22 protein-coding genes and 3 pseudogenes are annotated in these 23,448 nt (G+C 35.3%); 9 read left to right on the top strand and 16 right to left on the bottom strand.

Annotated elements, in window-relative coordinates; genetic code table 11:
• The first annotated feature begins 404 nt into the window (after nucleotides 1-404).
• Nucleotides 405-1,493, top strand: coding sequence for an aromatic acid exporter family protein (locus BTOYO_RS16040; protein WP_000765783.1), 1,089 nt, complete (start codon nucleotides 405-407; stop codon nucleotides 1,491-1,493).
• A 13-nt stretch (nucleotides 1,494-1,506) separates the two neighbouring features.
• On the opposite strand, the gene BTOYO_RS16035 is transcribed toward BTOYO_RS16040, so the two are convergent.
• From BTOYO_RS16035 to BTOYO_RS16020, 4 genes are all read right to left on the bottom strand, one after another.
• Nucleotides 1,507-3,267, bottom strand: a complete 1,761-nt coding sequence (locus BTOYO_RS16035) for an ABC transporter ATP-binding protein (protein ID WP_001161588.1) — start codon at nucleotides 3,265-3,267, stop codon at nucleotides 1,507-1,509.
• A 54-nt stretch (nucleotides 3,268-3,321) separates the two neighbouring features.
• Nucleotides 3,322-3,852 carry a nucleoside tri-diphosphate phosphatase gene (gene ntdP, locus BTOYO_RS16030; RefSeq protein WP_000885402.1) on the bottom strand — a complete coding sequence of 177 codons (531 nt, stop codon included), beginning with the start codon at nucleotides 3,850-3,852 and terminating at the stop codon, nucleotides 3,322-3,324.
• A gap of 274 nt (nucleotides 3,853-4,126) precedes the next feature.
• Nucleotides 4,127-4,387 (bottom strand): YgaB family protein, encoded by a 261-nt coding sequence (locus BTOYO_RS16025; protein WP_000651154.1) that lies wholly within the window; start codon nucleotides 4,385-4,387, stop codon nucleotides 4,127-4,129.
• A 188-nt stretch (nucleotides 4,388-4,575) separates the two neighbouring features.
• The gene (locus tag BTOYO_RS16020) at nucleotides 4,576-4,857 is read right to left on the bottom strand and encodes a gamma-type small acid-soluble spore protein (RefSeq protein WP_000039034.1); all 282 of its coding nucleotides are present in this window, start codon (nucleotides 4,855-4,857) and stop codon (nucleotides 4,576-4,578) included.
• A 125-nt stretch (nucleotides 4,858-4,982) separates the two neighbouring features.
• Here BTOYO_RS16020 and BTOYO_RS16015 point away from each other — a divergent pair, with 125 nt between their 5' ends.
• Complete coding sequence (locus tag BTOYO_RS16015) at nucleotides 4,983-5,207, top strand: hypothetical protein (protein WP_000275433.1); 225 nt, start codon at nucleotides 4,983-4,985, stop codon at nucleotides 5,205-5,207.
• 35 nt (nucleotides 5,208-5,242) lie between these two features.
• Here the strand turns inward: BTOYO_RS16015 and mutY are convergent, their stop codons facing one another.
• The gene (mutY, locus tag BTOYO_RS16010; RefSeq protein WP_000171373.1) at nucleotides 5,243-6,340 is read right to left on the bottom strand and encodes an A/G-specific adenine glycosylase; all 1,098 of its coding nucleotides are present in this window, start codon (nucleotides 6,338-6,340) and stop codon (nucleotides 5,243-5,245) included.
• 150 nt (nucleotides 6,341-6,490) lie between these two features.
• On the opposite strand from mutY, the gene BTOYO_RS16005 reads away from it, so the two are divergent.
• Nucleotides 6,491-7,471 (top strand): metal-dependent hydrolase, encoded by a 981-nt coding sequence (locus BTOYO_RS16005; protein ID WP_000379139.1) that lies wholly within the window; start codon nucleotides 6,491-6,493, stop codon nucleotides 7,469-7,471.
• 23 nt (nucleotides 7,472-7,494) lie between these two features.
• Here BTOYO_RS16005 and BTOYO_RS16000 read toward each other — a convergent pair whose 3' ends face one another.
• On the bottom strand, nucleotides 7,495-7,761 hold the full coding sequence (locus tag BTOYO_RS16000) for a YfhJ family protein (RefSeq protein WP_000998161.1): 267 nt from the start codon (nucleotides 7,759-7,761) through the stop codon (nucleotides 7,495-7,497).
• 122 nt (nucleotides 7,762-7,883) lie between these two features.
• Between BTOYO_RS16000 and BTOYO_RS15995 the strand changes: the two genes are divergently transcribed.
• Together BTOYO_RS15995 and BTOYO_RS15990 are read left to right on the top strand one after the other, a co-directional pair.
• Nucleotides 7,884-8,042: a small, acid-soluble spore protein K gene (locus BTOYO_RS15995; protein ID WP_000517891.1), complete on the top strand. Its 159-nt coding sequence runs from the start codon at nucleotides 7,884-7,886 to the stop codon at nucleotides 8,040-8,042.
• A gap of 46 nt (nucleotides 8,043-8,088) precedes the next feature.
• Nucleotides 8,089-8,241 (top strand): YpzG family protein, encoded by a 153-nt coding sequence (locus BTOYO_RS15990; protein ID WP_000122093.1) that lies wholly within the window; start codon nucleotides 8,089-8,091, stop codon nucleotides 8,239-8,241.
• A gap of 64 nt (nucleotides 8,242-8,305) precedes the next feature.
• Here the strand turns inward: BTOYO_RS15990 and BTOYO_RS15985 are convergent, their stop codons facing one another.
• Nucleotides 8,306-8,623, bottom strand: a complete 318-nt coding sequence (locus BTOYO_RS15985; RefSeq protein WP_001057020.1) for a YfhH family protein — start codon at nucleotides 8,621-8,623, stop codon at nucleotides 8,306-8,308.
• A 13-nt stretch (nucleotides 8,624-8,636) separates the two neighbouring features.
• Nucleotides 8,637-9,448: pseudogene (gene recX, locus BTOYO_RS15980) on the bottom strand (recombination regulator RecX).
• Nucleotides 9,449-9,529: 81 nt separating this feature from the next.
• Here recX and BTOYO_RS15975 point away from each other — a divergent pair.
• From BTOYO_RS15975 to BTOYO_RS15960, 4 genes are all read left to right on the top strand, one after another.
• Entirely contained in the window at nucleotides 9,530-10,435 is a 906-nt protein-coding gene (locus BTOYO_RS15975; RefSeq protein ID WP_001216944.1) for a TIGR01777 family oxidoreductase, read from the top strand.
• Nucleotides 10,436-10,577: 142 nt separating this feature from the next.
• Nucleotides 10,578-11,723, top strand: a complete 1,146-nt coding sequence (locus tag BTOYO_RS15970; protein ID WP_023441136.1) for an amidohydrolase — start codon at nucleotides 10,578-10,580, stop codon at nucleotides 11,721-11,723.
• Between the two features lie 224 nt (nucleotides 11,724-11,947).
• Nucleotides 11,948-12,505 carry a GNAT family N-acetyltransferase gene (locus tag BTOYO_RS15965; protein ID WP_000914740.1) on the top strand — a complete coding sequence of 186 codons (558 nt, stop codon included), beginning with the start codon at nucleotides 11,948-11,950 and terminating at the stop codon, nucleotides 12,503-12,505.
• 110 nt (nucleotides 12,506-12,615) lie between these two features.
• Nucleotides 12,616-12,735: a YfhE family protein gene (locus BTOYO_RS15960; protein ID WP_000358484.1), complete on the top strand. Its 120-nt coding sequence runs from the start codon at nucleotides 12,616-12,618 to the stop codon at nucleotides 12,733-12,735.
• A 459-nt stretch (nucleotides 12,736-13,194) separates the two neighbouring features.
• On the opposite strand, the gene BTOYO_RS15955 is transcribed toward BTOYO_RS15960, so the two are convergent.
• From BTOYO_RS15955 to BTOYO_RS15925, 8 genes and pseudogenes are all read right to left on the bottom strand, one after another.
• The gene (locus tag BTOYO_RS15955; protein WP_000594698.1) at nucleotides 13,195-14,361 is read right to left on the bottom strand and encodes a diglucosyl diacylglycerol synthase; all 1,167 of its coding nucleotides are present in this window, start codon (nucleotides 14,359-14,361) and stop codon (nucleotides 13,195-13,197) included.
• A gap of 412 nt (nucleotides 14,362-14,773) precedes the next feature.
• Nucleotides 14,774-15,505 (bottom strand): pyruvate formate-lyase-activating protein, encoded by a 732-nt coding sequence (gene pflA / locus BTOYO_RS15950; RefSeq protein WP_000238486.1) that lies wholly within the window; start codon nucleotides 15,503-15,505, stop codon nucleotides 14,774-14,776.
• Between the two features lie 69 nt (nucleotides 15,506-15,574).
• The gene (gene pflB, locus BTOYO_RS15945; protein WP_000192131.1) at nucleotides 15,575-17,824 is read right to left on the bottom strand and encodes a formate C-acetyltransferase; all 2,250 of its coding nucleotides are present in this window, start codon (nucleotides 17,822-17,824) and stop codon (nucleotides 15,575-15,577) included.
• Nucleotides 17,825-17,970: 146 nt separating this feature from the next.
• Nucleotides 17,971-18,196: pseudogene (locus BTOYO_RS27985) on the bottom strand (hypothetical protein).
• Nucleotides 18,165-19,708: pseudogene (locus BTOYO_RS15940) on the bottom strand (glycosyltransferase family 2 protein). Before BTOYO_RS15940 ends, BTOYO_RS27985 begins: the two co-directional pseudogenes overlap by 32 nt.
• The gene (locus tag BTOYO_RS15935; RefSeq protein WP_000037046.1) at nucleotides 19,701-20,666 is read right to left on the bottom strand and encodes an NAD-dependent epimerase/dehydratase family protein; all 966 of its coding nucleotides are present in this window, start codon (nucleotides 20,664-20,666) and stop codon (nucleotides 19,701-19,703) included. Before BTOYO_RS15935 ends, BTOYO_RS15940 begins: the two are co-directional and overlap by 8 nt.
• Nucleotides 20,663-21,907 carry a nucleotide sugar dehydrogenase gene (locus tag BTOYO_RS15930; RefSeq protein WP_000994263.1) on the bottom strand — a complete coding sequence of 415 codons (1,245 nt, stop codon included), beginning with the start codon at nucleotides 21,905-21,907 and terminating at the stop codon, nucleotides 20,663-20,665. Before BTOYO_RS15930 ends, BTOYO_RS15935 begins: the two co-directional genes overlap by 4 nt.
• Nucleotides 21,897-23,444, bottom strand: coding sequence for a glycosyltransferase family 2 protein (locus BTOYO_RS15925; protein ID WP_002037904.1), 1,548 nt, complete (start codon nucleotides 23,442-23,444; stop codon nucleotides 21,897-21,899). Before BTOYO_RS15925 ends, BTOYO_RS15930 begins: the two co-directional genes overlap by 11 nt.
• Nucleotides 23,445-23,448: the final 4 nt, after the last annotated feature.

Genomic DNA, 23,448 nt, shown 5'->3' with positions numbered 1-23,448 from the left:
TTTTATTTTCAATAAAAAATTGACGAAGTATACTTCTCATAGTAATCTATAGTAACAATTTGAAACCTGCTGAAATTCAGCAGGTTTTTTTACTAAAAATTAATGTTTAAAAAGAATTAGGAAAAAATTATAAAGTGAAACTTTAATCAATGGTGGTTTTGTTTATCCCCCACTGATTATGAGCCCACACCAATCGGGCATTTACGGGCAGCCCGACTCCCACCTAACTCCTTTGCTCTAGCCGAACTTTGAGGTAGGAGTTCTACTGCCCGCAAATAGCGGGATAAATGAATCTTAATTTCTTTTTTTATATCACTAAAATATCACTTGCTAACATATTGTAATGAATGTATAGTATCATGTTGTACATTCATTATGACAAGAGAAAGGATCTTATTAAGGGTATGAAACTTGGTGCTCGCATTTTAAAAACGGGTATTGCCATCACATTAGCTTTATTTGCTTGTATTTTACTTCACTTACCGAGTCCGGTATTTGCGGGAATCTCAGCTATATTCGCTGTTCAACCGTCTGTATATCGTTCATATTTAACTGCACTTGAACAAATTCAAGCAAACGTAATTGGTGCGGTATTCGCTATCGTATTTGCTACTGCTTTTGGACATAATCCTTTTATTATTGGATTAACATGTATATTAGTAATTGCTCTTACATTACAATTACGATTAGAAAACACAATATCAATTGCTTTAGTAACAGTTATCGCCATTATGGAGTATCAAGGCGAAGATTTCTTTAGTTTTGCCTTACTTCGCTTTGCGACGATTATGATCGGAATTATTGCGGCTTCAGTTGTAAATTTAGTGTTTATGCCGCCAAAATACGAAACAAAGCTTTATCATCGTATCGTTGATAATACAGAGGAAATTGTGAAATGGATTCGAATGAATAGCAGGCAAGCTTCTGACTTTACAACGTTAAAAACTGATATTGATCGTATGAAAGAAAAAATGATCAAACTAAACCATTACTATTTGCTGTATAAAGAAGAAAGAAGCTACACGAAAAAAGTACAGTTCGCAAAAATTCGTAAGCTCGTTTTATTCAGACAAATGTTAGCGACGACAAGCCGTGCTTTAAGTACGTTAAAATCATTACATCGCACTGAAAATGAACTGCGCTATATGCCAGAAGAATTTCAGGAATCTATTCAAAACGAACTTGACTCATTAACGCATTATCATGAACAAGTTTTATTAAAATTTATTGGTAAAGCAAAGAAACAACAATCCGTTGAGATGCTTGATGAAGTTGAAACAGGTAAACAAGAATTAATTGATATCTTTATGGAGTATCAAAACAAAGATGATGAGGAAGCATATAAAACATGGTTACATCTATTCCCTCTTATTTCTTCAATTATTAATTATAGTGAAGAAGTAGAGCATTTAGATTTACTTGTGGATAGCTTCTACACATACCATAAACCAGAAACAGAACTCCAAATCGACGATAAAAAAGAAGACGAATAAAAAACAGCTCCTTTTACGCTAAAGGAGCTGTTTCTGTTATATTTTGAAGTTGATATAAATTGTAATAGAATCCCCTTTTTTTCATTAACTCTTCATGAGAACCTGTTTCTTTAATTTCACCATCTTCAATGTAAATAATTGTATCAACATGCGTAATCGTTGCTAATCGATGTGCAATTATAATCGTCGTCCGATCAGCAGCTAACGTTTGAAGTGCCTCTTGAATATACCGTTCGTTTTCTAAATCTAAAGCAGAAGTTGCTTCATCTAATATAAGTAACGATGGATTCTTTAGAAATACTCGCGCAATTGCTACACGTTGCCTTTGCCCACCAGATAACTTCACACCACGTTCTCCAACAACAGTATTGTAACCATCTGGTAACTCTATAATAAAATCATGAATTTGCGCGGCTTTGGCTGCTGCAATCACTTCTGTCTCTTTAGCTTTCGGATTTCCATATAAAATATTAGCTCCGATTGTATCGCTAAATAATAAATTATCTTGCAGTACAATTCCAATATGGCTACGTAAATTTCTCATATCATACTTTCTTACATCTATCCCATCTACATAAACTGACCCTTCCGAAACATCATAGAAACGCGGAATTAAACTAGCAAGAGATGACTTTCCTCCCCCACTCGCTCCTACAAGTGCTACCTTCTCTCCTGGCCGCATAGTTAATGACAAGTTATGTAATATCTCTTTTTCATCTGCATTATAACGAAAAGACACATTATCAAATACAATTTCTCCATTTAATTTTTTCGCTTGTACCGCATTTGGCACATTAACAATATCGTACTTTTCATCTAACAGTTCAAACACTCGATCCATCGAGGCGAAAGATTGCGTTAATGTTGTAGATGAATTAACAAGGCGGCGAAGCGGACTATATAAACTATCCATATAACCAACAAAAGCTACCATAGTCCCTAGCGTTAACTGACCTTGAATTACTTCATATGCTGCAAAACCAATGACAAGTAACGGGCCTAAATCAGTTAAAGTATTTACTGCCGAAAATGTTCTCGCCGTCCAACTTGTATGCGTTAATGCTTTCGTTAAAAATTCATTATTTCTTTTTTCAAACTGCTTACCCTCATACTCTTCTAATGCAAAGCTACGCGTCACTTGCATTCCTTGAATACGTTCATGTAAATAACCTTGCATAGTTGCTAACGCTTGTGAACGTTCTTTCGTCAATTTTCGAAGACGTCCGAAAAAATATTTCACCGCAACAACATAAATAGGTAAAATCAATAAAGCAACAAACGTTAACTTTATGTTCATAGAAAACATAACAATAATAGCAATCGCAATTGTCGCAGTATCTAGCCAAACATTCATTAAACCGGTAATTACAAAATCCTTCGTTTGCTCTACATCATGGATTACACGTGAAATAAGCTCTCCTGTTTTTGTATTCGAATAATAACGCAAGCTCAATTTTTGCAAGTGACCAAAAATATGTTTCCGCAAATCATATAGTATTGTATTCGCGATACGTTGCGCGAAATATTGACGATAATATTCAATCGGTGGCCTTAATACTGCAAAAATAAAAAAGGCTATCCCAATCGCCGTTATTAATTGGGACGTTTTATCTTGAAGTGAACCCCCACCTTGGATTACATCGTCGATAATATACTTTAATAACCATGGCATAATAAGCGGGATACCGAACTTAACTAGACCGATAACAATTGTAATAGCAATAAGCCATCTATATGGTTTAACAAATTTTAAATATCTTTTTATACCTTGCACATAATCCCCCCTCTAATAGGACAAACCTGCCGGGAAATCCCCTGCAGGTTTGTTTTAATTTCTGTACATTAAATATCTCTCATACCACATATCTACGAAATCTGGTGCAAATGGACCTTTTCTTTGATGAATCCACTGCGTTAAATGTGCTACATTTCGCTTTAAAATTGTATCAATAACAGGTGGATATTGCATGATTTGACTATGCTTTTCATACTCATCTTCATCTAACAGTGTATATGTCATATCTGGATACACTTTAATATCTAAATCATAATCAATATACTTTAATGCTTCTGAATCATATGCAAAAGGAGAACTTAAATTACAATAATAATATACGCCCTCTTCTCTTAGCATCCCAATCACATTAAACCAATAGTTTGCATGAAAATAACAAATTGCAGGTTCCCGAGTAACCCATGTTCGGCCATCTGATTCTGTAACTATTGTTCGATCATTCGCTCCAATTACAAGACTCTGTGTCCCTTTTAAAATCGTTGTCTCTTCCCACATTCTATGAATGGAGCCATTATGTTTATAACTATGTATTTGTACTTTTTCTCCTTCTTTGGGAAATGCCATATATGCTCCCTTCTTTCAACTGCAAATGCCCTTCTTAAATTAAATCAACTATCCTTTGAACTGCATTCACTTTTTTTCTATTATAACTTTTTTGTCGAAATTTTAAAACTAAAGCGACAAGACTCTATTTTTTACACTGCATGTTTATTGTTGAATACCATATCCCTACTGAGGCTTTTCCTGACTCATTTATAAATAAGGAAATAATAACAGAAAAAGCCCTTCCTTATTTTCATGTTAAGAAGGACTTTTCATCTGAAGGTAAGAACATATCTTATCCTAAATTTGAAATCATTTTTTCAGTTTCAAAAGATTTAATCACACTATTCGTTTGCTTTTCGAATTTTTCATGTAATAGTTTCAATGCTATTTCTGTTCTATATATTTCTTGGCGAATAAAATGTAAGTCTTTTTTATCGCACGTATCCTTTTCACTCACTTCAATTTGCTGATACTTCTCTAAGTGTGATTGCAATTTTAACAGCTCATCCATCGTTTCCAATTGCTCTCCTACCAACTTATCAAAATCCTTCATTACTTACCCCCTTTTAGATTTATTCATTAGTTATTATTCCTAATTACATATTTCTAATCTTTAACTTCCTTCTCCTTTGACTACATTTGTTGACTTATTAGAAGTTATGTCGTTCACTTTCTTTTCATTACAATGACCCGCACACAAAGAAAACACTTCTCTCGAATTGGAGAAGTGTTTTTCTTTCATTACTCGTTTGAACTAGAAGATTGTGATTGTTTTGCAGCTGATTTTGCATTTTGTTTTTTCACAGCATGCACATCTGTTTCAGTTGCAAATTCTGTACCATAACTAGCGTTTGCACTTTGTGCACCAGAAGCTTGTGCTTTCTTTGCTTCTGATTGTGCGTTTGCTTGTTTTACTGCTTGTACATTTGTTTCAGTCGCAAACTCTGTACCATAACTAGCATTTGTACTTTGAATGCTAGCACCAGAAGTTGCCTTGTTATAACCTTGTTGTTTTTTACTCATCTTTCTCACCTCCACAATCAATAATGTAACCAATTCAACCAGAAACTATCCGTAATTTTCTGTTGAAAAATTTCCGCATATATCTCTTAATACTCATTCAAACTATAGGGTACGGAGGTGGAAATATGTATATAGGACGCGATATGACTGAACTAACGATGATTTCAAAAAATGAATGGAAAGAAGATGAATTAGCTTATTTTCATCATTCATTACAACAGATTTTGCCCTATTTAAACGCAGAAGGTCAAAGTATTTATAAAGAAATTGTAGTAGAAATTGAATCAAGAGGTGGCTTACAAGAAGGTGATGCCAGTTGGACTCATGGGACAAAAATTTCTTACGATTAAAAAAGTGTTCCCAATCTAGGGAACACTTTTTTTGTTTATTGCATTGTAATTTTCTCAACACAACTCTCATAAATCGTACGATGCGATTTAGAGAAAGGTAACTGCTCAAATGCTTCTTTCGATACAAACTTTAATGTATCTGTTTCAACAATATCACCAGTTACTTTTCCGTAAAATACGAATATATCCCAGGTGCGATGCGTAAACGTATGTTGCACATTCATTGCGTACTCATCAATAGAAATCGAAAGCTCAAACTTTTCCTTCATATAATCTATAAGCTGTTCTTTCTGACTTCGAATCCCTTCGCCAAGTTCAATATTCGGAAACTCCCACATATTAGCTAATAATCCGCTACTTGGACGTTTATTAATAACGTAACGACCATCTTCAGTTTGAAGTACTCCTGCAACAAGCGGTACCATTGTAGGAGCTTTCGCTTTACTTTTTACTGGTAGTTCTTTTTGAACACCTTCAGCATATCCCCTACAATGCTCACGTACAGGACAAAGTAAGCATGCTGGATTTTTAGGAATACAAATTAGTGCACCTAATTCCATCAAACCTTGATTAAAATAAGATGGATTTTCAGCTGAAATAATTTCCCGCACAATCTCTTCAAACACTTTTCTAGTTTTCGGTTTTGCAATGTCATCCCATACTGATAAAATACGGGATAACACGCGCATAACATTTCCGTCAACTGCTGGCTCTGGTATACCATATGCGATACTTAAAATTGCACCTTTTGTATATGGTCCCACTCCTTTTAATTTTTCAATTTTCTTTACATCACTCGGTACTATCCCGCCATATACTTCTTTTACCTCTTTTACAGCCGTGTGTAAATTTCGTGCTCTAGAATAATACCCTAAACCTTCCCATGCTTTTAATACTTCTTCATCATCAGCATTTGCTAAAGCTTCCAGCGTAGGGAACTTCCCCATAAAATTTGCGTAATATGGTTTTACAGCTTCTACCCTTGTTTGCTGTAACATAATTTCCGAAACCCAAACACGGTATGGATCTTTATTTTTTCGCCACGGTAAGTCGCGTTGCTCTTTTTCAAACCAACCAATTAAATCATTTTGAAACTGCTCTATGTTAAATTTTTCTAATATTTCAAGTGTCAAACTTGATCCCCCTCATTTTTTTGCATATACGTACTATTATAAAGATTTTTAGGAAAAAATTTAAGTAAGATGACATAGGAAATAGAAGGCAAAGGACTTGAGGTATCGAATAAAAAGAGTTACATTAATAAAAAACGGAGGTGGATTTCTATGGACACAGCCACTCACCTTGTTATGGGTGTCACTTTAGGTAGTTTGGCAACATTAGACCCAGCTATAGCGCAAAGTGATATTGGACCACAAGCAGTTATGCTCGCTACAATTGCTGGTTCCAATATTCCTGACATCGATACAGTTTTAAAATTGCGTAATAACGCTAAATATATAAGAAATCATCGCGGGGTTACTCATTCCATTCCTGCAGTAATTCTTTGGTCATTCCTTATAAGCGGCATCTCTTTCGCCTTCTTTTCAGACGCTCCATATCTTCATCTACTACTTTGGTCATTTATAGCTGTCTTTCTTCACGTCTTTGTAGATATTTTCAATGCCTACGGTACACAAGCGTTACGGCCTTTCACAAAAAAATGGGTCGCACTCGGCATAATTAATACGTTTGATACTGTGATTTTCTTTATCCATATACTTGCGATTGCTTGCATGCTCGTAGGTTCCCATAAAGGATATACAGCCTTAGCTGCATATATATTAATGATTGTTTACTATATCGGACGGATTATGATGCATAGAAATATAAGAAGCGTTGTACACAAACGTTTCAAACATGTTGAGAAGATCATCATTTCTCCTTCTTATCGATTTTATCATTATCATTTAGCAGTCGTTACGACTGATTATTACTACGTTGCGAGATGGCATCGTGGTAACATTATGATATACGATAAGTTCGATCGGGTACCGTTCCCAGATAACGCTATTATGAGAGCTGCTAAACAAGATGAAAACATCTCGGCCTTCTTATCTTTCTCTCCTGTATATCGTTGGGATATTTTTGATTATGATAACTATTACGAAATTCGATTCATTGATTTGCGCTATCGAAGTAAAGATTATTATCCATTCGTTGCAATCGTTCAGCTCGATCAAAATTTAAATATTATTAATTCTTATACCGGATGGATTTTCAGCGAAGAAAAACTTCGAAAGAAACTGGAATTGCTTCCACATTAAAAAAAGCGACTTTAGTCGCTTTTTTAATGTTTTAAATGGTCTTCTTGATTAATTAAATGGCTGTATTTCGGATTATTTGTACGCATTTCATGAAGACGCGCTCCATGATTATTAATCCATGTTCTTACTACTTGCTCAGTCATTTCCTCACCTTGATAACGACCTGATTTCGCATAAGTTGTTTGAAAATCTTCCCAAAGTAATTCAACCCACGCACGAGCTTGTCCGTAAGAAAGCTTGTCATTCTTGTCTAATAATTCTTTCGTTAATGCTTCATAAATATCATTCATGTTCTAATCTCCTTTTACCTATTTATCCCTTCATTTCTAAAGGATAGTTTCTTCTATTTTGCACATTCTATAAGTGATACTTCTTAAAGAGGTATCAACTGATGATGAGGAGGGCGTTCGCAATGGGTAAACAAGCCGAATTTTGGTCTGAGTCAAAAAACAACAGCAAAATCGACGGTCAGCCGAAAGCGAAATCACGCTTCGCTTCGAAACGACCTAACGGCACAATTAACACGCACCCACAAGAACGTATGCGTGCTGCAAATCAGCAGGAAGAGTAGTACAGGTACAGCCTAAAAAATTAACTTCCTACACGAGGTGATAAAGATGAGCTACCGTGATCGTTTAGATAGTCGTTCTGAATTATTTAACCATACGTGGACTCGTCCGAAACATGCGAAAGCGCAAGTTAACGGACAGACGCAACAAACCCAGTCTCTCATTATATTGGCCAACGAATGTAAAAAACGCCAATTTTAGAATCTCCTATCTCCTTTAACGCCTACCAAAGATGAAAACCAGAGAGATATTCGCTCTCTGGTTTTTATTTTTCTTGCAACAAGGAAATTGGTATCCCAATCTCTTCATTATCATTTTGCTTATAACCCCAAGCAAATACCCCATTGAAGTACGTAATTTTAAATAATACACCAGGTTCTTCTACTAATTCATATGTCTCACCAATATGGAATTTGTTTATATCAGTCATGTAAGCACGGGCCATGGCCATCTTTCTCATTAATACATCGAATTCATTTACAATTCCAAGTTGCTCAGCCTTTACTGCTTGCTCCTTTAAAGCGCCAATTTCTTCTCTAAGCTCATGCGGTGTCATTTCACTGTAGCGTTTTGGCATATTCATCTTATTATTCCCCTCATCCCTCTTCACTTTTCATTTGTAAAAATATCTCTATTTCATCAATAGAAAATCCTTTTCGATATAACGCTTGTTTCATCTTATTTTCGAATGTCCATCCATCATACTTCTTATATTTCTCATAATATTTATTTCCATGATAGTGTAACGCTTCTTGTTGCTTTTCGTCATCTTTTTCGTCTTTCAATTCTTCCAAACAAATTTGAATCACATCTCTAGAATATCCTTTACGAACAAGCATTTCATCTAACTTTAGCTTCATTTGTAAAAATGAATGCTTTTGATAAGATTTTTTCTTTTTTCTACAAGAATCAAAGCATTTTCAATTTGCTTCTCCTTTGGATACTCTTGTAAACTATGTGTAATGATTAGATCCTGAACGCCTTTATTTAACAGCTCTCTTTTTATAACAGTTGGACCTTTTCGATTCACATTACTTTGCGTTCGCGTATATAAAATGGCATACTCTTTATCATTAATATATCGGTCATGTAATAATTTCGAAACGACTTCAGAGATGATGGCCTGTCCCACTTCTTTTTTTCGTAAAAAATCTTCTATTTCTTGTTTCGTTCTCATTTGATAGGATAAATAGGAGATTGCTTGTAAATATGCTTTTTGTACCTCTTCATTGAACAAAATATTGCCTAACTCTATTTCATCAATTTCTAAACCTTTTTGTAATCCATGTTTCATTAAGATTACTTGATCCACACTAAATCCGTACTCTTCACCTTGACCTTTATCAATATAAATATTAAATCGCTCTTTCGATCGTTTTTGCACTTCTATTTTTGTAATGACAGCCATACTCTCACCTCTCTATTATTTTAACATAGTCAAGGAACGTTTTTGCTTTTCAAGAATATATATAATGAGGAGGAAATAATTGTGAGAATCGCAATTTCTGGTGGTACCGGCTTTATCGGTAAATACCTTTCTACTTTTTTTATTCAAAAAGGATATAATGTTTACATTCTTACTCGAAACAAAACTACTGAAACTTCCCACCCTAACCTTCAGTATGTACGATGGACACCTGATTTACAAACCTTCCCCCTCTCTTCTATTGATGTAGTTATTAATCTAGCTGGAGAGTCTATTAATAGTAGGTGGACAAAGAAACAAAAGGAATCCATTTTAAACAGTCGAATTCAAACAACAAAAGGACTTATTAAACAATTGCAAACACTTGGTACAAAGCCAAATACATTTATTAACGCAAGTGCTATTGGATACTATGGAACGTCTGAAACTGAGTCTTTTACAGAACAGCATGAGATTCCTGGAAATGACTTTTTAGCAAATACAGTATATTCATGGGAACAAGAAGCATCTAAAGCACGTTCTCTTGGAATGCGAACAATCTACGCAAGATTCGGAGTCATATTAGGTGCAGACGGAGGTGCTCTTCCAAAGATGCTACTTCCCTATCAATTTTATATCGGAGGCACAATTGGATCTGGAAATCAATGGTTATCATGGATTCATATAGATGATGTCGTTCGCATGATTGATTTCATCATACACAAAGAAGAAATTAATGGTCCTCTTAATATTACAGCCCCGTTACCTATAAGAATGAAGGAATTTGGAGAAACCATGGCAACTATAATGAGAAAACCTCATTGGTTACCTGTCCCTTCATTTATGCTTCACGCTTTATTGGGTGAGATGAGTATACTTGTACTAGAAGGGCAACATGTATTACCTAGTAAAGCAATTGAACATGGGTACCAATACACATTTCCGACAATAGACCATGCATTACAAAATATACTTTCGCATACAATGTAGTACTTCTAAAACACAGTTTTACAAGGGGTTCCCTTTCAAAACTTTCATTTTCTAGGATTCAGAGCATTACTACACAAATAACCTTTCAGTTACTTTTTCTTCAATCACATTAATATTGTAAAGTAACAGAAATGAGGTACCTATGAAAATATTGCTCAAACAAGCCATTGTGTATCCTATTACATCTCCCAAGTTTCAAGGTGATGTACTCGTTATAGGAGAACGAATTGCTGAGGTCAAACCTTCTATTCAGCCTACTCAAGATATGACCGTTATAGATGCGCGAGCTCTTCATCTCTTACCTGGATTTATTGACGTCCATACTCACCTTGGTCTCTATGATGAAGGCACTGGTTGGGCTGGAAATGACGCTAACGAAACCTCTGAAGTTTCAACACCACATATCCGTTCTTTAGACGGAATCCATCCTTTTGATATCGCATTTCAAGACGCTGTACAAAACGGGATCACAACTGTTCACGTTATGCCTGGGAGTCAAAATATTATCGGCGGTACTACTTGTGTAATAAAAACTGCTGGAACTTGTATTGATCACATGATTATTCAAGAACCTGCTGGTTTAAAGATTGCCTTTGGAGAAAACCCTAAAAAGGTTCATAGTAATGGAACGAAAGAGTCCATTACACGCATGGGCATTATGGGGTTACTTCGGGAATCATTCTATGAAGCACAGCACTACGGGCATGAAGCTGATTTTCGAATGCTCCCTATTTTAAAAGCATTACGCCGCGAAATACCGGTACGTATCCACGCTCACCGTGCTGACGATATTAGTTCTGCTTTACGCTTTGCAACAGAATTCAATCTTGATTTACGTATTGAGCATTGTACAGAAGGACACTTTATTGTTGAAGAGCTTTCAAAACACAATTTAAAAGTTTCAGTTGGTCCCACTCTTACACGCCGGTCTAAAATCGAACTAAAAAACAAAACATGGGATACTTACCATATATTATCTAAAAATGGAGTAGAAGTTTCTATAACAACTGATCACCCTTATACACCAATTCAATATTTAAATGTTTGTGCCGCTGTCGCAGTAAGGGAAGGGTTAGACGAGAAAACTGCATTGGAAGGAATCACTATATTTCCAGCGAGAAATTTGCGTTTAGAGGATAGAATTGGAAGCATTGAGGTTGGAAAAGACGCTGATCTCGTGTTATGGACACATCATCCTTTCCATTATTTAGCCAAGCCTGTACTAACTATGATTGACGGAAAAATAATTTACAAAAAAATAAAAAAACTAGTTTATTTTTTTGACTAGATAAAGTATTATACGATTATAAACTGAATGAAACCATAATCAATTTGTGTCGTGATTATCATTTTCAAATTGATGAATGGGGAAGGCAAATGGTGCGCCACCAGCGTTATAAACTGGTTCTAGTGGGTTCGATTCCCACCCCGAAATTTTTTAAAGATTGATATAAAAATTTCGAGGGTGGGGTGCTTTTTCGTCATGCTACCCTCGTGTGAGGAGGAGTTAGTGTGTTGAAAAAACGCGACTTACACGACAGCCACGTTCTATACGAGTTAATGGTGGATCCAGCTGTCTTCCCTTTTGTGCGTCAAAAGGCTTATTCTTATGAGGAATATTTATTTTTAACGAAACAAACCATTGAAGCCGAAGAGCGTGGAGAGTTAATTTCACGCACAATTTTAGATGAATGGGGTAACCCTATCGGAACAATTACTTTATTTGATGTGCAAGAAAAAGCTGGATTCCTTGGAACATGGCTTGGAAAACCATACCATGGCAAAGGCTATAATAAATTGGCGAAAGATTCATTTTTTAGCGAACTTTTCTATGAGTTAGATATTGAAACCATCTTTATGCGTATTCGCAAAATAAATATTCGTTCTATTAAAGCTGCCGAAAAACTACAATATGTGAATCTAGCAAACGAAACGAGAAAAGCCGTTTATGATGAAATTAACGTAAATGAAGAAGTATATAATCTATATGAAATTCCAAAAGATCAATATACACTTGCAACAATGCGTGATACAACATTCCAAGACGCCCACCACTTAAAAGAAGCGTAATCTAAATTTTTAGAAATAATAATTAATCATTAACCGTTTGGCATATATGTATATCACCCCATGTCTTTGGAAACGATAGATAGTGACTTTAGGACACGAGGTGATTTGTAATGGATAAAAAGAAACGTGACAAAGCGAAAAATACATTATCTAGTACACAAGAAGTTCTATATCAACGAGAATTTCGAAAAGCAGATCGTGCAGCGGGATATCGCTCAAAAAGTATTTAAAGTGAAAATGAATAATTAGAAGTTTTCCCCCCTAATTATTCATTTTCATTACATAATTTTCCCGACTGACAGAAATAACCTAAAAGAGTTCCCTTATACATAAGGGAACTCTTTTGTTGTGGACAACTTTATCCACAACATCGATATGATTGTGAATATTTTTCTAAAAACTTTGATATTTTTATATATTTTCGCACATATCAACTACTGGAATTGTGGATATTTTTCTAAAAATTGTGGACAATGTGGATATAGTTGTTAATATTCCGACTTTACCGTCTAATGAAAGCGCATCCCTTTGTGGATAAAGTGAAGGCTTTTACGGGAAGCTATCTCCCACCTAACGTCCTCGCATTCGCCCAATTTCAAGATGGGAGTCTTACTTCCCTCAAATAGCCGGATAAAGGAATCCTTACAATAAAAGGAACCCTCTTTAAACATATAAAAGAGGGTTACATATTAAGTAAATGATTCTGCAAGAGCAGGTGATTTCATAGGTATATGATTCGGCTCTGCATGATTTTCTTCCAAAATTGTATCCACGATATGACATGCCGGTTCAGGACGATAAATATTTTTCATTGCTTCTTTCATTTGGAGAAGCTTCATATCATCTTGTAATAACGCCTCTGTTTTTGCAAAAACCTCACTGTCATCACGGATTACAACTGCAGCTCCTTTTTTTTCAAAATACAACGCATTTTCATTTTCTTGTCCTGGGACAGGCTTATATAAAATGACAGGTACTTGTAATGCTGCTGCTTCGCTTAATGTAATACCACCTGGCTTCGTAATCATACAAGAAGTAACACGGAATAACTCATCAATGTTTTCAACATAACCAAATACTTTTAAAGCATCCGAATTTTGTTCCTGTAATCCTAATAAATCCTGTTTTAAAGCTTCATTTTTTCCGCAAACGACAACTACTTGTAAATTAGGTACGGCCATAAATGACTGGCATAGTTCTTTTACACTTCCTAGTACCCCATGAGCACCTGCTACAATTAGTAAAATCTTTTTATTCTTACATAACTGATACTTATTATATATAATGTCTTGATTTATCTTTAGCTCAAAACTATTACGAATTGGAATTCCAGTTTCAACAATTTGTTCCGCAGGTACACCAATATCAACCATCACCTTTTTCACGTGATCAGTTGCTACAAAATAACGATCTACTTCACGATGAATCCATATTTTATGCACACAAAAATCCGTCAACACATTATAAACAGGGATTGAAATACCTGTTTGCTTTTTCAACTCAGGTACAGCTATGATTGGAAAGGTATTAATAACGATATCCGGTTTCTCCACTTGTAAAAGTGATTTCAAACGTTTCCTTCCAAAATTTGCGTACCAAGATGCTATTTTTTTATCATAAATTTTTTCTACCCCGTAATAAAACAAACGATATAATTCTTTTCCTATTGTATAACTTTTTAAATATAAATATTTTGTAATGTCAGTTATAAATGGATGTGATTCTCCAAACAAGTCGCATACAATTACATTTTCAATTCCTTTTTGGCGAAATGTTTGTTCTAATGTTTTCGCTACTTGCACATGACCATTACCGTAATGTGCAGTTAAAATTAAAACCTTGGGGTTTTTTATCAAACAAATCCACTCCTAGCTTTTTGTTTCTCCATATTGCATATACGACAATAGGAAAAACATTTTCCTTAAACATTACATACTTGGATTCCAATATTCCCCTGTTAGCTATGTACCTGTCGTGGATATGCAAAGCATATAAGATTGACCCCTTAATCCTATCCGTGCTCATATCTTTACATTATACTTTCCTATAAGAGCTTTCGCAATAACTTACAAATGTTCTCTATTCCATGATACTCACTCTTTTACTTCTTAATTCTTTTTACTATTTTGATTTCCCTTTACAATTATGTAAATTTCTCCACTTATTCCTTACAAAAATATGGATATTCTTTTTTCAGTATACTCTTTTCTATATATATACTCTAGGTTTTATTGTAAAGAAAGCAAAAAGTCTAATCCAATATTTGGATTAGACTGCTTTTAAAATATGTCTCGCTTGTTCTACATTTTTTTCCGTAGGTGGTTCTACATTTGCGAGTGGATATTTATGCCCAAGCGCCTCCCATTTATATACACCAAGCTTATGATATGGTAGCACTTCAACTTTCTGAACATTAGACAGACTTTGAATAAAGCTAGATAATTTTTGCAGATCCTCTTCATTATCAGTAACACCTGGAACTAATACATGTCGTACCCAAATCGGTTTATTCTTATCCGATAAATAACGAGCAAATTGTAAAATATGTTCATTTGATTTCCCTGTTAATTTACGATGTTTCTTTGAATCAATATGTTTCAAATCCAATAAAACTAAATCTGTATAATCCATTAATTTATCCAACTTTTGCTGGAATTCTGGCTCTTCAGAATAACAACCTCCAGAAGAATCAATTGTTGTATGAATTCCAACTTCCTTACATTTCTTAAATAATTCAATTAAGAAATCTAACTGTAATAATGGTTCTCCACCACTAACTGTTATACCGCCTCCAGAAGCTTCAATAAATGGAAGGTAACATGTCACATCCTGCATTACTTCTTCAACTGTTATTTCTTTTCCTTTACCGATCTCCCACGTATCAGCATTATGGCAATATTGACAACGTAATAAACACCCTTGTGTAAATATGACATAACGAATCCCTGGGCCATCAACAGTACCACAAGACTCTACAGAATGTATTCTTCCTTTTACCATGTTACTTCCTCCTTTATTGAAACAGCCTCCCTCCACTACATATTAAAAGCGGAGGGACACTTTTTTCACTTACATGCTTTCATGCATTGTACGGTTAATTACATCAATTTGTTGTTCACGAGTTAATTTAATAAAGTTAACAGCGTAACCAGATACACGAATTGTTAATTGTGGATATTTTTCAGGGTGCTCCATTGCATCCATTAATGTTTCACGATTAAATACGTTAATATTTAAGTGATGTCCTTCTTTTATTGCATAACCATCAAGCATAGATACTAAGTTGCGTACTTGTACATCATCTTCTTTACCAAGTGCTTTTGGAATAATAGAGAATGTATTGGAAATACCATCTTGTGCATCTTCATATGGTAATTTAGCTACAGATAATAGTGATGCTAATGCACCTTTTGTATCACGACCATGCATTGGGTTTGCGCCCGGTGCAAATGGTTCTCCAGTACGACGGCCATCTGGAGTATTACCAGTTTTCTTACCGTATACGACGTTAGATGTAATTGTTAAGATTGACATTGTATGAACAGAATTTCTGTATGTTTTATGCTTACGAAGTTTATTCATAAATGTTTTCACAAGATTTACTGCGATTTCATCTACACGATCATCATTGTTACCATATTTAGGGAAATCACCTTCAATTTCAAAGTCAACTGCAATACCATTTTCATCACGAATTGGTTTTACTTTTCCGTATTTAATTGCACTTAATGAGTCTGCTACTACAGACAATCCTGCGATACCTGTCGCCATTGTACGAAGAACATTTGTATCATGAAGCGCCATTTCAATACGCTCGTAGCTATATTTATCGTGCATATAGTGGATAACGTTTAATGTATTTAAATATAGACCTGCTAACCATTCCATTGTCATATCAAACTTATGCATAACTTCTTCATAATCTAATACTTCAGAAGTAATTTGTGCGTACTCAGGGCCAACTTGAGCTTTAGATTTTTCATCTTTACCGCCGTTAATCGCATATAGTAATGCTTTCGCTAAGTTTGCACGTGCGCCGAAGAACTGCATTTGCTTACCGATTCTCATTGCAGATACACAACAAGCAATACCGTAGTCATCACCGTAGTCATCACGCATAATGTCATCATTTTCATATTGAATTGCTGATGTTTTAATAGACATTTTTGCACAGTAGTTTTTAAAGTTCTCTGGTAATTGTTTAGACCAAAGAACTGTTAAGTTTGGTTCTGGAGCTGGTCCTAAATTATCTAATGTATGCAAGAAACGGAATGAGTTCTTTGTTACTAATGGACGACCATCTAAAGCCATACCACCGATAGATTCAGTTACCCAAGTTGGGTCACCAGAGAATAATTCATTATAATCAGGTGTTCTTGCGAATTTCACAAGACGTAATTTCATAATGAAGTGATCCACGATTTCTTGTACTTCTTCTTCTGTTAAAGTACCATTTTCTAAATCTCTTTCAATGTAAATATCTAAGAATGTAGAAGTACGTCCAAGACTCATTGCAGCTCCGTTTTGCTCTTTAATCGCTGCAAGATATGCGAAGTATAACCATTGGAAAGCTTCTTGTGTATTTGTTGCTGGTTTAGAAATATCAAAACCATGAGAAGAAGCCATTTGTTTTAATTCTTGAAGTGCACGCATTTGCTCAGATAACTCTTCGCGTAAACGCATCGTCTCTTCGCTCATTACACCACCAGTTAAATTAAAATCAGCTTTTTTCGCTTCAATTAAATGATCTATACCATATAGCGCTACTCGGCGGTAATCACCGATAATACGTCCACGTCCATATGCATCTGGAAGACCAGTAATAACACCTGATTTACGAGCCGCTTTCATTTCTGGTGTATATGCATCAAATACACCTTGATTATGAGTTTTACGCCAGTCTCTGAAAATCTTACTAAGTTCTTTATCCATTTCGTATCCATAAGATTCACAAGCTTGTTCCGCCATACGAATACCACCATATGGTTGTAATGAACGTTTAAATGGCTTATCAGTTTGGAAACCGACTACTTTTTCAATATCTTTATTTAAATATCCTGGTTCATGTGATGTAATAGAAGAAACAATTTTTGTATCCATATCAAGAACGCCACCGTTTTCACGTTCTTTTGTTGTTAAATCCATTACTTGATCCCAAAGTGTTTTCGTTGCTTCAGTTGCTCCCGCTAAGAAAGATTCGTCCCCTTCGAAAACGTTTACATTATTTAAAATGAAATCGCGAACATCAATCTCTGCTTTCCATTTTTCACCTTTAAAGTTTTCCCATGCGTTTTTTACATTTTCTAATATTTGAGTCATCCTAATCTCCTCCATTTTTGATTAGTACAGGAATAAGATTTTTTATATAACAGCTTACACACTTAGAATACTACTTTTTTGCGAAAGTGAACGAAATAGTTGTGACATGTTTGTGAAATGTTGAGCAAACTACTGTATGCATAGTGTTAACTTCGCTCAAAAGTCTTTATAATTAACCCTTTCTTTAATTGTATTTTTTTGGTATCCTTATATACGAGTCCTATTTTGTAATATAAGAACAATACCCATTGTAGAGCTGTAATACTCTTATCTCCTAATCTGTTATAGTTTTTATAACGGAACAAAAAAGTGTACATATGTTGTACACTTTTTTTGTTACCTATAAAACATCTCTTTTTCTATTTCCATCATAGAATCCACCCCGACTGCCCTTTAATGCAATTAATTGCTCTAATCCTTCCATATGATCACCAATAATTCGAAGTACAGCTGGAGGATGTCCTATTTTTGCAAAATGTTCACTGGGACGAATACGGTTCATTTTATCGACCTCAACACGACTGACACATGCAATTTCGAATCCTGAAAGAACAGCTTTCACTTGCGCTACACAAGGTGACAGTAAAGATCTATATCCTATTGCTTTCAAACACGTCTTACTAAATGCATTAGGTACGGCAATAAGAGAGCCTACTCCTAAATCTTTTCTATCACAAGCTAAATTTAACGCATATTTAAATGCAGTTACGAGATGAAGTGGTACTCTTAAATCTAAATAATGATTTAGATCATTTAATGCGACATCTTGCCCATCTGCAATAGCTTTTGCAAAAGGATATAGCTCACTAGCTGGAATAACAAAATCACCGTCTATAAATAACACAATTTCTCCTTTTGCAAAATAAGTTCCAAGCGAACGCCCCACATCGTTTCCGAGTGCTTCTTTATATATAATTGTTGTTGCTCCTTTTTCTTTTGCAATTGTTGCCGTTTTATCTGACGAACCATTTACAACAACGATGATTTCAAAAGGTTCAATTTTACGAAGCTCCTCTATAACGTTTCCAATTGTTTTCTCTTCATCTTGTACAGGAATAATTACCGATAATTGCTTTCCTTTATACAAATTAGATGTAACGCCCCATCCTTGATAAAAATCTTCAAAATTTAAAGTATGATAGACACTCTCTCTTTTCCGATTTCCATCATAATATCCTCCACGCTCATCGCTGCCTATTATCCGCTCCGCTACAGCTTCTATATGGTCACCTATCATTCGTTTTTCAGCTTGTGCAAGATCTGTGCCATATGCTGCATGCTCGAGTGGCCGAAATTTATTCGGCGTAATGACGTCAATTGCACAATGACGACTAATTTTCCACTTACTTTGTGCTAAGCGTAAATGAGCTACAATAGGATTAACAAAACATTCATATCCAATACTTTGAACGACTTCTTTCGTCAACGCATGAGGTACAGATAATAAAGAATCAATTTTTAATTCTTCGCGCTCTAACATTGCATTTAATATTTGGCGCCATACTGTAACGGAATGTGGTTTTTGTTTTTTAAAAATAATGCATCCAAATTATTTAAAACGATGTCAGCCTGATCATGTAAAATCGGATTAAGAAATAATTGCAATTTTGAAGTTTGAATAGCGAAATCTCCATCTATAAACAGTAATACATCACCTATCGCATGTTTTGCACCAACTGCGCGGCCAACGTCGTTACCAAGTGACTCTTTATTCTGAATTACTCTACATCCTAAACTCTCAGCAACCCCTTCTGTACCATCATTGCAACCATTAGCTACTACAATAATCTCTACTGGATTGAATGGCTTTACCGATTGAATCACGTCTGAAATCGTATCCACTTCATTACATACGGGAATAATAACCGATAATGACTTAGCCATTGTTTTCTTCACGAAACCATTTAATAGTTTCTTTCAATCCTTGTTCCCACGTTATTGTCGCTTGAAATTGAACAAGTTCTCTTAATTTTGTTACGTCTGGTCTTCTATTTGGAATTTCCTCAAAACCATGTGGATATACTTTTTCAAAAGGAACTTGTACAATTTTTGAAGAAGAATTTGTTAGTTTTTTGATTACTTCTGCTACTTCTTTAATATTTTTTTCATTCTCAGAACCTATATTAATAATCTCACCATTTACATTCTCATCCATTGCTCGAATCGTTGCCTCTACTGCATCACTTACGTACGTAAAGCAACGTGTCTGCTTTCCATCGCCATATACGAGAATGTCTTCACCTTGCAAAGCCGCCCGGATAAATCGTGGGATTACCCCTGCATACGGACCATCTTTCGCTCTTGGACCATAAATATTAAAATAACGAACAATCGTTACCGGCAAACCTTCTAATGCGTATCCTAAACATAATGTCTCTTCTAACGTTTTACAAACTGCATAACTCCAGCGTATTTTAGAAGTTGCCCCGTATAATCGATCTCCTTCTTCAGAGAAAGGTGGCTTGCCCTTACCATATACTTCTGAAGTAGACGCAAAGACTACTTTTTTCTTGCCTTTTAATGCTGCTTGTAAAATGTTTCTCGTTCCATCAAAATTTGTTTCAATGAGTTCTATACTTTTTTCCATTGTCGTTTTAACACCTAATATTGCTGCCAAATGGAATACTACATCGTGTTGATTTACTAATTCATCGATTGCCTTTTTGTCTAAAACACTGATTGGAATAACTGGAATCTCTTTCATTAACTCATTATGATATTTATTTTTCCCTTTATAGAAGTTATCCACAATTGTGACTCCATAACCTCTTTTCACTAATTCTTCAGCTAGATGTGATCCAATAAATCCTGCTCCACCTGTAATTAAACATTTCTTACTCATGCACTCACCTTCTTTATAATTCCACGTGTATCGATTACTCGCTTTATTCTTTTAAAAAGCTCCCAATCGATATTAGAGTGATCAGTTAAAATTAATATACAATCTGCTTGTTTAACCTTTTGTTCATCCAAGGAAACAGATTGATACACCCTATCTCCAATTTCCGCAGAAGAAATATATGGATCATGGTATTCTATCTCGTATCCTTCTTTTATTAGTAATTGAATAATTGGCAATGCTGGTGATTCTCTCAAATCATTTACATCTTTCTTATACGCAATCCCTACAATTAAAACCGTTGCGGGTGATTGCACCATGCCTTTTACCTTTCCGACTATTTTCTCTGGCATTTCTTCATTAATTACATGTGCCGCCTCAATTAATTGACTAATAGCCCCATTTTTCTTTATTCTCCATTGAAAATATAAAGGATCTACAGGAATACAATGTCCTCCTATTCCTGGTCCTGGCCAATACGGAGTAAATCCAAACGGTTTTGTAGATGCAGCTTCAAGCGCCTCATAAAAATTAATATTCAAACTTTCACATAGCATATTTAACTCATTTACTAACGAAATGTTAACTAAGCGCTGAATATTTTCAAATAGCTTACACATCTCCGCTACTTTTGGAGAACTAACAGGAACAACTACATCGAAGATAGTGCTATACAAATCCTGTACCTTTTGTTTACATTGTTCTGTTTGTCCACTAATAACCTTTGGAATCGATTGAACTGAATATTGACTATTTGCCGGATCAATTCTCTCCGGTGAATAACCAATATAATAATCCACTCCTACCTTTTTACCAGTTTGAGAAATAATAGGAATGATAACTTCCTCAAGTGTACCTGGATATGTGGAGCTTTCAAAAATGAAGGTTTGTCCTTTTTGAAGGTTTTGTTGTATATAATGCGAAGCTGAAATGAGAGCACTTAAATCCGGTTCTCTTTGCTCATTAATTGGAGTCGGGACAGTAACAATAACATAATCACTCTTTTGGAACTCAGTAACACCTTTATCTGGTGTATTTACTAGTAAGCTTTTTTTAGTTAATAAACTTTGTAACTCTTTAGAAGAAACATCTGGAATATAACTTTCTCCTTTTATAATCGATTCTATTTTCCTAGTATCTTTATCTAGTCCAAGTACTGTATATCCTCTTTCTGCGAAATGGACCGCTAAAGGAAGACCAACATACCCTAATCCAATAATAGCTACTTTACTACTAGCATTCATCTGTATTCTTTTCTTCCTTTCTCAATTGTTGAATAATATCTCTATCCCGTTCTCCATCTGTAAAACTCCCGCGTTCGTCTGTATATTGTAATAGATAAGCAATCGCCTCAAGTTGATCACCGAAAATACGGTCAAATGCTGGAATACGTCCATTAACAAATCCATGTTGCTCTGGGCGTACTCGATTTGTTTTTATAACATCTACAAATTGTACTGCTGTAATAGAGAATCCCTCCAAAATAGCTTTCATTTGAGCTAATGGCGGGATAATGAGAGAGTCATATCCAATTTTATCTATTACCTTCTTATGCATAGCATGTGGCACTGCCGTTAGTGAGTTATTCCATAAATCTGGTCGTTTCGCTACTAAATTTACAAAGTATTTTCCCATACTAATTGGATCCGCGGGATGAAACATATCTAATAAACATTGCAAATCATTTAATGCCATATCACTCCCATCTTCAATAGCATGCAAAAAGGGAGTTAGTTTTTTTGCCGGAATAGCAAAATCACCATCAACAAATAAACAAATATCAGCTGTAGCATGCATGGCTCCTATCGCTCGCGCTACATTATGTCCAAGCGCCTCCCCGAATTCAACAACAATAACATTCTCTAGCTGTGCCTGTTTAATAGTCTCGATATCCGCTCCATTCGCAACAACAATAATTTCATCTACTCCTGCTTTTTTCACTTCTTGTATAACAGATTTTATAGTCATCTTTTCTTCTGACACTGGTATAATCGCACTATATTTCGCTTTTTCCTTCTTTAATACAGCTGGTTTATATTTCCCTATAAACTCTCTATCTCTGTTTCCCTCCGAAAAACCACCGCGTTTACCATATATTTCAATTACATATTGCAAAGCACGTAAATGATCACCCATAATACGACTAGTCGCTTTCGGATAAGGAGAACCAGGTGATATTCCCGTATGCACAGGACGAACCTTATTTGTATGAATTACATCGACCGAAGCCACATCGACAATATCTACTCCTCTAGACATCGCCATCGCTTGAAATAATGCTGGATCTGCTAAATTCCACCACCCAAGTTTCTCAATAACTTCCCTACTCATCGCATGTGGAATTGCGATTAAAGATCCAACAACAAGCTCCTTTTTATTCAAATAGCGATTCAGCATGAATTTTCCAACTGTCGTATAATGTGGTCTCATCTTTAAATAAACCGACCATGTTAAATTATTCACAACAATTTGGTGCCCCTGCCGAATCCCTTTCACGAAACATTGTAACTCTTTACTCTCAATAACGATGTCACCATCTAAAAACAAGACAATTTCACCTTTTGCTTCTCTTGCTCCAATTGCCCGTCCCACATCATTGCCAAGAGAATGTTTATAATAAATCACATGACAATGATGTTGTATTGCTATTTCTTTCGTCCCATCTGTCGATCCATTATCTACTACGATAATTTCATACGGCTTCAGCTTCTCCACTTCTACTAAAACTTGAGATAACGTACTTGCTTCATTATGCGCCGGAATAACAACTGATACTCTCATACTT

Origin of the sequence: Bacillus toyonensis BCT-7112 (genome assembly GCF_000496285.1) — a bacterium.
GTDB lineage: Bacteria > Bacillota > Bacilli > Bacillales > Bacillaceae_G > Bacillus_A > Bacillus_A toyonensis.
This window is presented reverse-complemented; position numbering and strand designations above follow the sequence as displayed.

What these genes read in the sequence shown, in the direction of transcription:
- ntdP (WP_000885402.1), bottom strand. Translation starts at nt 3,852, where the DNA reads ATGGCATTTCCCAAAGAAGGAGAAAAAGTACAAATACATAGTTATAAA.
- BTOYO_RS15995 (WP_000517891.1), top strand. Translation starts at nt 7,884, where the DNA reads ATGGGTAAACAAGCCGAATTTTGGTCTGAGTCAAAAAACAACAGCAAA.
- pflB (WP_000192131.1), bottom strand. Translation starts at nt 17,824, where the DNA reads ATGACTCAAATATTAGAAAATGTAAAAAACGCATGGGAAAACTTTAAA.
- BTOYO_RS16020 (WP_000039034.1), bottom strand. Translation starts at nt 4,857, where the DNA reads ATGAGTAAAAAACAACAAGGTTATAACAAGGCAACTTCTGGTGCTAGC.
- BTOYO_RS16040 (WP_000765783.1), top strand. Translation starts at nt 405, where the DNA reads ATGAAACTTGGTGCTCGCATTTTAAAAACGGGTATTGCCATCACATTA.
- BTOYO_RS16015 (WP_000275433.1), top strand. Translation starts at nt 4,983, where the DNA reads ATGTATATAGGACGCGATATGACTGAACTAACGATGATTTCAAAAAAT.
- pflA (WP_000238486.1), bottom strand. Translation starts at nt 15,505, where the DNA reads ATGGTAAAAGGAAGAATACATTCTGTAGAGTCTTGTGGTACTGTTGAT.
- BTOYO_RS15985 (WP_001057020.1), bottom strand. Translation starts at nt 8,623, where the DNA reads ATGAATATGCCAAAACGCTACAGTGAAATGACACCGCATGAGCTTAGA.
- BTOYO_RS15990 (WP_000122093.1), top strand. Translation starts at nt 8,089, where the DNA reads ATGAGCTACCGTGATCGTTTAGATAGTCGTTCTGAATTATTTAACCAT.
- BTOYO_RS15970 (WP_023441136.1), top strand. Translation starts at nt 10,578, where the DNA reads ATGAAAATATTGCTCAAACAAGCCATTGTGTATCCTATTACATCTCCC.
- BTOYO_RS16000 (WP_000998161.1), bottom strand. Translation starts at nt 7,761, where the DNA reads ATGAATGATATTTATGAAGCATTAACGAAAGAATTATTAGACAAGAAT.
- BTOYO_RS16005 (WP_000379139.1), top strand. Translation starts at nt 6,491, where the DNA reads ATGGACACAGCCACTCACCTTGTTATGGGTGTCACTTTAGGTAGTTTG.
- BTOYO_RS15960 (WP_000358484.1), top strand. Translation starts at nt 12,616, where the DNA reads ATGGATAAAAAGAAACGTGACAAAGCGAAAAATACATTATCTAGTACA.
- BTOYO_RS15935 (WP_000037046.1), bottom strand. Translation starts at nt 20,666, where the DNA reads ATGAGTAAGAAATGTTTAATTACAGGTGGAGCAGGATTTATTGGATCA.
- BTOYO_RS15925 (WP_002037904.1), bottom strand. Translation starts at nt 23,444, where the DNA reads ATGAGAGTATCAGTTGTTATTCCGGCGCATAATGAAGCAAGTACGTTA.
- BTOYO_RS15930 (WP_000994263.1), bottom strand. Translation starts at nt 21,907, where the DNA reads ATGAATGCTAGTAGTAAAGTAGCTATTATTGGATTAGGGTATGTTGGT.
- BTOYO_RS16025 (WP_000651154.1), bottom strand. Translation starts at nt 4,387, where the DNA reads ATGAAGGATTTTGATAAGTTGGTAGGAGAGCAATTGGAAACGATGGAT.